Origin of the sequence: Microvirga sp. Mcv34, from assembly GCF_024519725.1 — a bacterium.
Lineage (GTDB): Bacteria > Pseudomonadota > Alphaproteobacteria > Rhizobiales > Beijerinckiaceae > Microvirga.
This window is the reverse complement of sequence record NZ_JALJRK010000129.1, coordinates 1-8,622: the sequence shown is the minus strand read 5'-3', so window position 1 is coordinate 8,622 and position 8,622 is coordinate 1. Positions and strand designations below refer to the sequence as shown.

Below are 8,622 nucleotides of genomic sequence, written 5' to 3'. Positions count from 1 at the left end.
GGGCGGCTCGACTTCGACATTCCCGATGCCGGCCTCGACAAGGTGGATATCACGGACAGGCTCAATGCCCTGATCCAGCGCGACGCACCGGTCACCGATCGCTGGATCACCGACGCGGAACTCGACGCCAATCCGGGGCTCGTGAAAACGATGTCGGTGAAGCCACCGCGCGGATCGGGTCGGGTCCGTCTGGTCGAGATCGAGGGGATTGATCTTCAACCTTGCGGCGGCACCCATGTGCGACGCACCGGCGAGATCGGCACGGTCGCCATCACCGACATCGAGAAGAAGGGCAAGCAGAACCGCCGCGTTCGCATGTCCCTGGTCGACTAATCCAAAGGAGCTGCCCCATGTCACAGCCTTTCGTTTCGACCGCTTGGCTGCAGGAGCACCTCAGCGACCCCAACTTGACGGTCGTGGACGGCTCCTGGTACCTTCCCGCCCAGAACCGCGACCCGCAGGCGGAGTATCTGGCGGGCCATATCCCAGGCGCGGTGCGCTTCGACATCGATACGGTCAAGGATAATTCGGCCTCCCTGCCCCACATGCTCCCTTCACCGGAGGACTTCGCGAAGGCCGTCGGCGCCATGGGGATCAGCGAGGACATGACCATCGTCGTTTATGATGGAATGGGCCTTTTCTCGGCGCCACGCGTCCGCTGGACATTCCAGATCTTCGGTGCACACAACGTCTCGATCCTCGAAGGCGGCTTCCCCGCCTGGAGAACCGAGAATCGCCCCATCGAGACGGGCCCCGAGAAGCCTCGCTCTCCTCGAACCTTCAACCCGTCTTTCGATGCCTCGGCCGTCGCGGACGCATCCACAGTACAGGAGGCGCTCCGTACCGGCGCTTCGCAGGTGGTCGACGCGCGCGCTGCGGCGCGGTTCAGGGGCGAAGCGCCCGAGCCACGTCCTGGCCTTCGGTCGGGCCATATGCCCGGCAGCCTCAACCTACCCTTCGATCAGCTTATCGAAAACGGTCGCTTGATGGATAAGGCGTCACTGGAAGAAGCCATTGCGCGAGCGGGCATCGATCTCGACCGACCGGTGATCACAAGCTGCGGCTCCGGTGTCTCCGCTGCCGTTCTCGGCGTCGCCTTCGAAGCGGCCGGACGACCAATCAAAGCGATCTATGATGGGTCGTGGACCGAGTGGGGCGGCCGTGAGGACCTGCCCGTGGCGACGGGCGAGGCGAAAGAAGGCTGATCACGGCTCAGCTTCCTTCGAACGCACGGTGAAGTGGAAGGGATCGCCCGCATAACAGGCGGCGCTGTATCCTTTCCTTGTTTAAACGGCCAGAGCGTCGACGGATCAAAGGACGGCTAAGCTCCAAAGTCCGCCCTGCCCTTACAATGCCGAATTAGAGGGCTATCTCCTTGGACCATAAGGATTTGTAATCGAAGCGTACCATCGTGATCCGTGCGGCCCCGCAGCGTTGCCGATCCTTCAACGGTCCAGTCCGCACCTCTAAGAAGGTCGCCTCATGACCGAAGATCAGAAATTCCTCGCAGTCCTGCGTCAATCTGCCGAACCCAACGTCGTCGATGCCATGGAAGTCATGATCCGGGATGCGCCGGATCATGAACTGAACCGTATCAACGCTCTCACCTTCGCGGCCCGGAATGGGCTCGATGAAGATCAGGTCATCGGTGCCTTCCTGCATGCCGCCCGACTCGGAATGTTCGAGATGTCGTGGAATGTGCTCTGCCCCGGATGCGGTGGAGTGCTCGAATCCGGCATGAGTCTCAAGTCCATCAAGCAGAGCGAATACAGCTGCGCGCTTTGTGCGGCCGGATACGAGCCGACCCTCGACGAGATGGTGGAGGTGACGTTCACGGTGAGCCCCCGTGTCCGCAAGATCGCTGCCCACGAGCCGGACACTCTCCCAATGCACGAATATGTCCGCCAGGTCTTCTGGAGTTCCGGAATCGACCTGCCGGAGGACTATGAACGCAGGCTCGACGAGATCGTGCTCGACGCGGTCGACCTTCCGCCGGGCGAGCGGGCGATCCTGTCCCTGCAGCTTCCGGCCGAGTTCGTGATCGTATTCGATCCGGTTACCCACGCCGCCCAGTTCATCGATGTGAAAGGGGAACCTACGCGAGAGCGGCAAAACCTCACGCTTGTTCTCAATGAAAGCCACCCGCAGAACGACACCTTGGTCATGCAGCCCGGCCCGTTGCGGATTACCCTCGAGAACCGAACCAATCGACGCGTTCTGCCCGCCGTTTGGGTGGCCGGCGATGTCCTGCACCACATGCTGGAACGGCGGCGCCCCTTCCTGACGGCGAAACGTCTGCTCACGAACCAAACCTTCCGCGACCTCTACCGCACCGACACGCTCGACATCGACCAACGCCTGAAGATCACCAGCCTTACCTTCCTTTTTACCGACCTGAAGGGCTCGACGGAGCTCTACGAGCGCGTCGGCGATCTCGTGGCCTACGATCTCGTGCGCGAACATTTCCGCGTCCTCCACGAGATCGTCGCCGCCGAGGCGGGGGCGGTGGTCAAGACCATCGGCGATGCCGTCATGGCGACATTCCCGACACCGGACCATGCGATCTCGGCGGCCTTGCGGATGCGCGAAGCCATGCGCAGCCTCAACGACGAGCGCGGAAGCGAAGATCTGTTGCTCAAGATCGGCATTCACGAGGGGCCATGCCTCGCCGTGACTCTGAACGACCGGCAGGATTATTTCGGCCAGACGGTCAACATTGCCTCGCGCGTCCAAGGCCTCGCCGTCTCGCGTGCGATCTTCGCGACGGATGCCGTTGTCGAGAACCCGCAGGCCTCGCAGATCATCCAGTTGCAGGGACTGCAGCCAACCCTCCAGAAGACCGCGCTTCGCGGTATCAACGACGAGTTTCTGGTCTACGAAATTCCATAAACAGCGGAATTCAGTAGAAACAGTTCGCGTCCGCAGGGCGAGTAGGAGAAGGATACGGTCATACCGTATCCTTCAGAACTATTCTCGATCATCGTCAATCACGCCCGCTCGCGTCTTCGCCGATGTCCTTGAGCAAGTGCGGACTGAGCCTTGCGTGCAGCGCGGACCGCAGCTCGGATCGGGCGGGTGCTTTTGCGGGTTCCCGACCGCGTTCGCGGGCAGTCGGAATCAGATCAATACGAACGGTCAGCCAAACAAGGGAAAGGGTAATCTGCTTCATCGAAACCTGCAGCCTTGATGATGGGAAGGGTTGCGGCGTGGGTGCATGGGACCAAGTAAAAAGCCATGTGACGCCTCCTTCGGCTGAGGTTGATGAATGCGGCCGATCGATCGGTCGCACGAACAGATTAAGCGATCTTCAGTGAATTAGCCAGACGGGCCTCCTGAAGTTGCTTCTCGAACCGGTATTCCGCCGTCTTGGAGATATCCGTGTGCAGACGCTGTCCGGCGAGCTGCGTGTAGCCCCATCGCCCGTAGAGCCTGTGCGCGGTCGTGAAACGGGTATCTGACCAGAGAACCATACGGTCGGCGCCTTTTGCCCGGGCGTGGCTTTCAGCCTGACACACGAGCATCGCGCCCAAGCCGCGCCCACGCTGATCCGGGCGCACATAGAGCCGATGCAGTTCGGCCGTTCCCTCTTCCGGAAAATCGATGGCGACGCAGGCGCAAACGCGTCCGCGTTCGTCTTCGACAGCCCAGAATGCGCCGCCGGTCGCGGCATAGGATGCGCTGGGGACCAGCAGGTCCGGCAGGTCGTCATGAGCGTCAACGAAGCAGCCCGGATATTCCGCATAGCAGAGCGACAAGAGCCCGAAGAGATCCTGCGCATCGTGATCGGCGACGGGCCGCAGCTGGAATGCTGATGAATTCAGTTCGGATGTCGATGAGGTATAGACCATGGCAGGCTCAACAAATTTAGATCGGCGTCGGAGGTGCGGAGGCCTTGAGCGATGTCCGGCCGAGGAGAAACCGGCGGACGCGATCCGTATGGCGCTCGGTGAGCTGCGCGAAGAGGAAAGCCGCCACAAGCGCCGAGATCACGAGACCGGCGAAGGCCGCATAGACGGCCATGTCAGGGACAACCAGCGTCGAGGGCCAGCCGAAACGCTCGATGAGGCCTCCCAGCAGGACAGTAACCGGCACATGGATGAGATAGAGCGAGTAGGAGAAATCGGCCCCGATCCGGACAGGCCTCCTCAGGGGACACCAGCCGAGGAGCTGTCCGTTCGCGCTGGCAAGCGCCGTGCCGAGTCCGACCATGAGATCGGTCGTGTAGACCGGCACGATCTGCGCACGGGACAGAACGAATCCGACCGCCACGACAGCAAGCCCGAACAGCCCTGCCGCCAGTGGCAGCTCCCGTGCACGGACGATTTGGGCCGCCAGCGCGCCGGCAAGCCAGATCGCGAGCCAGGGCAGCCAATGGGACAAGGGGCCAGCGAGAGCGCCGAGCCCGACAAGCACCAGGGCTATGCCTCCGACTCTCGCCGGGCGGGAGAAACGGGCAAGTGCGAGGCCGAACAGGATTGGGGCCATGAGGTAGAACACCCATTCGTAGCCCAGGGACCAGAGCGGCGGATTCACTCCCAGTGGCTTGCAGAAGATCCCCTGCATGGCCGCGAGATTGCAGGCCATCTGCGGCCAAGTCCAGTCGGAGGTGAAGCTCATGGGCATCAGCGGCCGCTCGGCGAAAAACCGTGTACCACCAAGAAAGAATCGCCCGGCCCAATCGAAAAGCAGAGCCAGGGCGAGCGCCGGAAGGAGCACCAGGTAGATCCGGGAGAACCGGCTGGCGAGATAAGACCTGGCATCGAACCGGCGCTCGCGGATCGAGCGCCAGACCGCGCCACCGACCAGGAAGCCGCTCACGGCGAAGAAGATCGCCACGCCTTCCCGATGAATGCCCGTGAGGAAGTAGAAGACCTTCGTTCCGAGGCCCGGATGGGGAATATCCTGGAAGCTCGTAAAGAGGAGCCCGCGTGTATGGCCGAACAGCACCAGCAGCGCCGCGCCGAAGCGCAGCAGGTCGAGGAACGGCCAATGCCCTCCCCGCGGCGGAGCGGCGACGCCAGTGAGCGGATGCGGCTGCGTCATCGATCTTCCCTTTCCGGGACCAGCGTGTCTGCTTCTCTTTCAAGCATGTCGTGCAGCAGGCGGTAGGCTCGCGCCGACAGGTGGACACCGTCCGTGGTCATCCCCTCCCTCGCCAACCCACTTCCGTCGCCGAAGGCTGTCTGGAGATCGACAATTCCGGCGGCGCGACCTTCGGCGATCCGACGGATGTGCCGGCTGAGGGAGGCCATGGCGTCAGGGGAATAGAAGCCAGTCAGCCGCTTCCCCGGCTCGATGGGCGGCGGCGTCAGGACGACGACGGGGACCTTTGCGTCGCCGAAATGGCCGAGGATCCGCTCCAAATGACCTGCGACGCCCTTGAGATCGCTCTCCGTGCAATCCTTCTTGGCATCGTTGGTGCCGACGAGAAGCACGGCGACGGACGGTAGGACCGATTGCAGGAGAAGCGGCACCCGCGGCTCCAGGGCTTCGGTCCAGATGCCGGAATAGCCGGCATTGAGCACCGCGAGGCTGCCGATCCGGTTCCAGTAAAAACCTTCGACGATGGAATCCCCGATGAAGATAAGCCCGCCCGGACCCACGGCAGCCTTGTGCGAGCTGATCACGATGTCTCGGATCAGCCAGTGCGGGGCAAAGGGGTTGGGCTGCGAGGTCACGGGGTCAAGCGCCTTGCAAGAGCCCCGGCGGACGTGATCCGCCGGGAAGTCCGACAGGCCTACTCGATGCCGAGCTTGGCCTTGAGGATCTCGTTGAGGGCCTGCGGGTTGGCTTTGCCGCCCGTCGCCTTCATGGTCTGGCCGACGAACCAGCCGAGCAGCGTCGGCTTCGCCTTGGCCTGCTCCACCTTGTCCGGGTTAGCCGCGACGATCTCGTCCACGGCCTTCTCGATGGCGCCCATGTCGGTCACCTGCTTCATGCCGCGCTTTTCCACGATCTCACGTGGGTTGCCGCCTTCGGTGAAGACGATCTCGAACAGGTCCTTGGCGATCTTGCCGGAAATGACGTTCTCGCCGATCAGTTCGATGATGGCGCCGAGTTGCGTAGCAGAAACCGGAGATTGCGTGATGTCCTTGCCCTCCTTGTTGAGACGGCCGAACAGCTCGTTGATCACCCAGTTCGCGGCGGCCTTGCCGTCACGGCCCTTGGCTACCTCCTCGTAGAAATCAGCGGAAGCGCGCTCGGCCACGAGAACGCCGGCGTCGTAGGACGCCAGGCCGTAATCGGCCATGAACCGGGCCTTCTTCTCATCAGGCAGTTCCGGCAGGTGCTGGGCGAGATCGTCCACATACGCCTGGTCGAACTCGAGCGGCAGCAGGTCCGGATCGGGGAAGTAGCGGTAATCATGCGCCTCTTCCTTCGAACGCATGGAACGCGTCTCGCCCTTGCCCGGATCGTACAGGCGGGTCTCCTGGTCGATCTTGCCGCCGTCCTCCAGGATGGCGATCTGGCGCCGCGCCTCGACCTCGATGGCCTGGCCGATGAAGCGGATGGAGTTGACGTTCTTGATCTCGCAGCGGGTGCCGAACTCTTCGCCCGGACGGCGAACCGACACGTTCACGTCGGCCCGCAGGTTGCCCTTGTCCATGTCGCCATCGCAGGTGCCGAGATAGCGCAGGATCGTGCGCAGCTTCGTCACGTAGGCACGAGCCTCGTCCGCCGAGCGCAGATCAGGTTTCGAGACGATCTCCATCAGGGCGACGCCTGAGCGGTTGAGGTCCACGAAGCTCATGGTGGGATGGAGGTCGTGGATCGACTTGCCGGCATCCTGCTCCAGGTGCAGGCGCTCGATGCGCACCGTGATGGTCTCGCCGGTTTCCGGCACGTCCACGATCACCTCGCCCTCACCCACGATCGGGCTCTTGTACTGGCTGATCTGGTAGCCCTGCGGCAGGTCCGGATAGAAGTAGTTCTTGCGGTCGAAGGTGCTGCGCAGGTTGATCTCGGCCTTGAGACCCAACCCTGTGCGGATCGCCTGGCGCACGCATTCCTCGTTGATGACGGGCAGCATGCCGGGCATGGCCGCGTCCACGAGGGAAACGTGGCTGTTCGGATCCCCGCCAAAGGCCGTCGAGGCGCCGGAAAACAGCTTGGCCTGGCTCGTCACCTGGGCATGGATCTCCATGCCGACGACGATCTCCCAATCGCCTGTCGCACCTTTGATGAGCTTCTTAGGGTTGACCGGAGCGTTCATGAACCTTGCGCCTTTGATCTCTTGTCTTTCCTGCCCGGAGTACGAGCGCCCCGTAAACGGGTCAACCCCCTTCGAGATGAACGGATGTTCAGGAGGATGAATCGGACGTTAAGATCAGCAATATTTTATGCACAGATTTCGAAAATAATTGCCACGCTGGGCGGAAACCCTATCCGACATTCGGCGTTGTTCGGGAGGTAAAACGGTCAAGGAGTTTCAAAATGGCAATGGATCCTATGGATCGCGAACCCAATGTCTACAATCGTGAGACCAATGTCTACGATAACACGGGGCGTGGTTCCAACACACTTGCTTACGTAATCGGCGGCCTTGTTGTCGCGCTTGGTCTTCTGGCCTTCCTCTTCTATGATGGCGGCAGCAACGAACCGAGCACGACCGGCAGCACCGGCACCCAGACGGAGAGTTCGTCGCCGAGCACCGGCTCGACCGCTCCGGCTACGCCGATGACCCCGTCGGCCCCCGCGGCTCCCGCAGCTCCGGCTTCCCCCTCCTCCCCGGCCGCTCCGTCGGCACCGGCTAACCCGCAGTAATCCCGCCTCCCGCGGAACTGCCTGCGATGGGTCCGACCTCTGGGTCGGGCCCATTTTCGCGTGAGCTGCCGGCACGCCCCGAGGGACCATGGCGAGGAACCAAGGCCGAGCGGGAACGGTTGGGCTTATCGACCGAAACGCACAAGGAGGACCGAGATGGCGGACAAATCGAGTTTCACCCCTGAGGAATGGTCCCGCATCGTTGCGAGCCCAGTCGTCGCCAGTATGGCGATCACCGCGGCGGATCCGGGCGGCCTCTGGAGCCTGCTTCAGGAGTCCATGGCAAGCGGATGGGCCCTGCTTGAAGCCAGGCAGGACGCACAAGTCACGCCTCTCGTGAAGGCCGTTGCCGACGATATCGCCGGCACGGAAACCCAGAACGCCGTAAGAGAAGCATTTCAAGCCAAGTTCAAGGGGAGCCAATTCGCTGACATCAAAGGCAAGGCCGTCGAAGAACTCCACGCGGTCTCCAGCCTGCTCGACGCGAAGACTCCCGAGGAAGCGCCCGCTTTCAAGGCATGGCTATGGAGCGTTGCGCGTAAATCGGCTGAGGCCGGCAAGGAAGGTGGTTTTCTGGGGTTTGGCGGCGTCGCCGTCAGCGACGCCGAGAAGGCGACCCTGGCGGACATCGCCACGGCTCTCGGCAATCCGGAAGGATCCGGCGCCGGACTTGCGGACACCTAGAGCATTCTGGCCAGAGCGATCCCGGTTCGCCGTCAAAAATGCAGCTCGTCAAAGAAGCGGCCTGGTTCGACGGTGGTGGAAGGGGCTCTGGCGTGTCGTAGGCCAGCGCTGCGTCGGCTCCCGCCTGGTTGCGTGGGCTGGGTTTCGTTCGCCGCAGTGGGGCGTTGTGTGGCG

The 8,622-nt window shown here is 62.5% G+C and carries 9 protein-coding genes and 1 pseudogene; 5 read left to right on the top strand and 5 right to left on the bottom strand.

Translation table 11 applies throughout. The features are described 5' to 3' along the window. From OC446_RS28125 to OC446_RS28115, 3 genes and pseudogenes are all read left to right on the top strand, one after another. Nucleotides 1–333 (top strand): annotated as a pseudogene (locus tag OC446_RS28125) (alanyl-tRNA editing protein); the annotation flags it as partial. A gap of 17 nt (nucleotides 334–350) precedes the next feature. Continuing rightward, nucleotides 351–1,205 (top strand): 3-mercaptopyruvate sulfurtransferase, encoded by an 855-nt coding sequence (sseA, locus tag OC446_RS28120; RefSeq protein ID WP_262032243.1) that lies wholly within the window; start codon nucleotides 351–353, stop codon nucleotides 1,203–1,205. A gap of 277 nt (nucleotides 1,206–1,482) precedes the next feature. Next, on the top strand, nucleotides 1,483–2,889 hold the full coding sequence (locus tag OC446_RS28115) for an adenylate/guanylate cyclase domain-containing protein (protein ID WP_262032242.1): 1,407 nt from the start codon (nucleotides 1,483–1,485) through the stop codon (nucleotides 2,887–2,889). 94 nt (nucleotides 2,890–2,983) lie between these two features. Here the strand turns inward: OC446_RS28115 and OC446_RS28110 are convergent, their stop codons facing one another. The 5 genes from OC446_RS28110 to gatB all read right to left on the bottom strand — a co-directional run bounded on the left by OC446_RS28110 (nucleotide 2,984) and on the right by gatB (nucleotide 7,213). Beyond that, the gene (locus tag OC446_RS28110) at nucleotides 2,984–3,169 is read right to left on the bottom strand and encodes a hypothetical protein (RefSeq protein ID WP_262032241.1); all 186 of its coding nucleotides are present in this window, start codon (nucleotides 3,167–3,169) and stop codon (nucleotides 2,984–2,986) included. A gap of 127 nt (nucleotides 3,170–3,296) precedes the next feature. Beyond that, on the bottom strand, nucleotides 3,297–3,848 hold the full coding sequence (locus tag OC446_RS28105; RefSeq protein ID WP_262032240.1) for a GNAT family N-acetyltransferase: 552 nt from the start codon (nucleotides 3,846–3,848) through the stop codon (nucleotides 3,297–3,299). Between the two features lie 16 nt (nucleotides 3,849–3,864). Beyond that, nucleotides 3,865–5,043 carry an acyltransferase family protein gene (locus tag OC446_RS28100; protein ID WP_262032239.1) on the bottom strand — a complete coding sequence of 393 codons (1,179 nt, stop codon included), beginning with the start codon at nucleotides 5,041–5,043 and terminating at the stop codon, nucleotides 3,865–3,867. Next, nucleotides 5,040–5,678: an SGNH/GDSL hydrolase family protein gene (locus OC446_RS28095; protein WP_262032238.1), complete on the bottom strand. Its 639-nt coding sequence runs from the start codon at nucleotides 5,676–5,678 to the stop codon at nucleotides 5,040–5,042. Before OC446_RS28095 ends, OC446_RS28100 begins: the two co-directional genes overlap by 4 nt. 59 nt (nucleotides 5,679–5,737) lie before the next feature. After that, nucleotides 5,738–7,213 carry an Asp-tRNA(Asn)/Glu-tRNA(Gln) amidotransferase subunit GatB gene (gatB, locus tag OC446_RS28090; protein ID WP_262032237.1) on the bottom strand — a complete coding sequence of 492 codons (1,476 nt, stop codon included), beginning with the start codon at nucleotides 7,211–7,213 and terminating at the stop codon, nucleotides 5,738–5,740. Nucleotides 7,214–7,434: 221 nt separating this feature from the next. Between gatB and OC446_RS28085 the strand changes: the two genes are divergently transcribed. After that, a complete protein-coding gene (locus OC446_RS28085; protein ID WP_262032236.1) occupies nucleotides 7,435–7,764 on the top strand; it encodes an LPXTG cell wall anchor domain-containing protein in 330 nt (109 codons plus the stop codon). Between the two features lie 156 nt (nucleotides 7,765–7,920). After that, on the top strand, nucleotides 7,921–8,448 hold the full coding sequence (locus OC446_RS28080) for a hypothetical protein (protein ID WP_262032235.1): 528 nt from the start codon (nucleotides 7,921–7,923) through the stop codon (nucleotides 8,446–8,448). The last annotated feature ends 174 nt before the right edge of the window (nucleotides 8,449–8,622 follow it).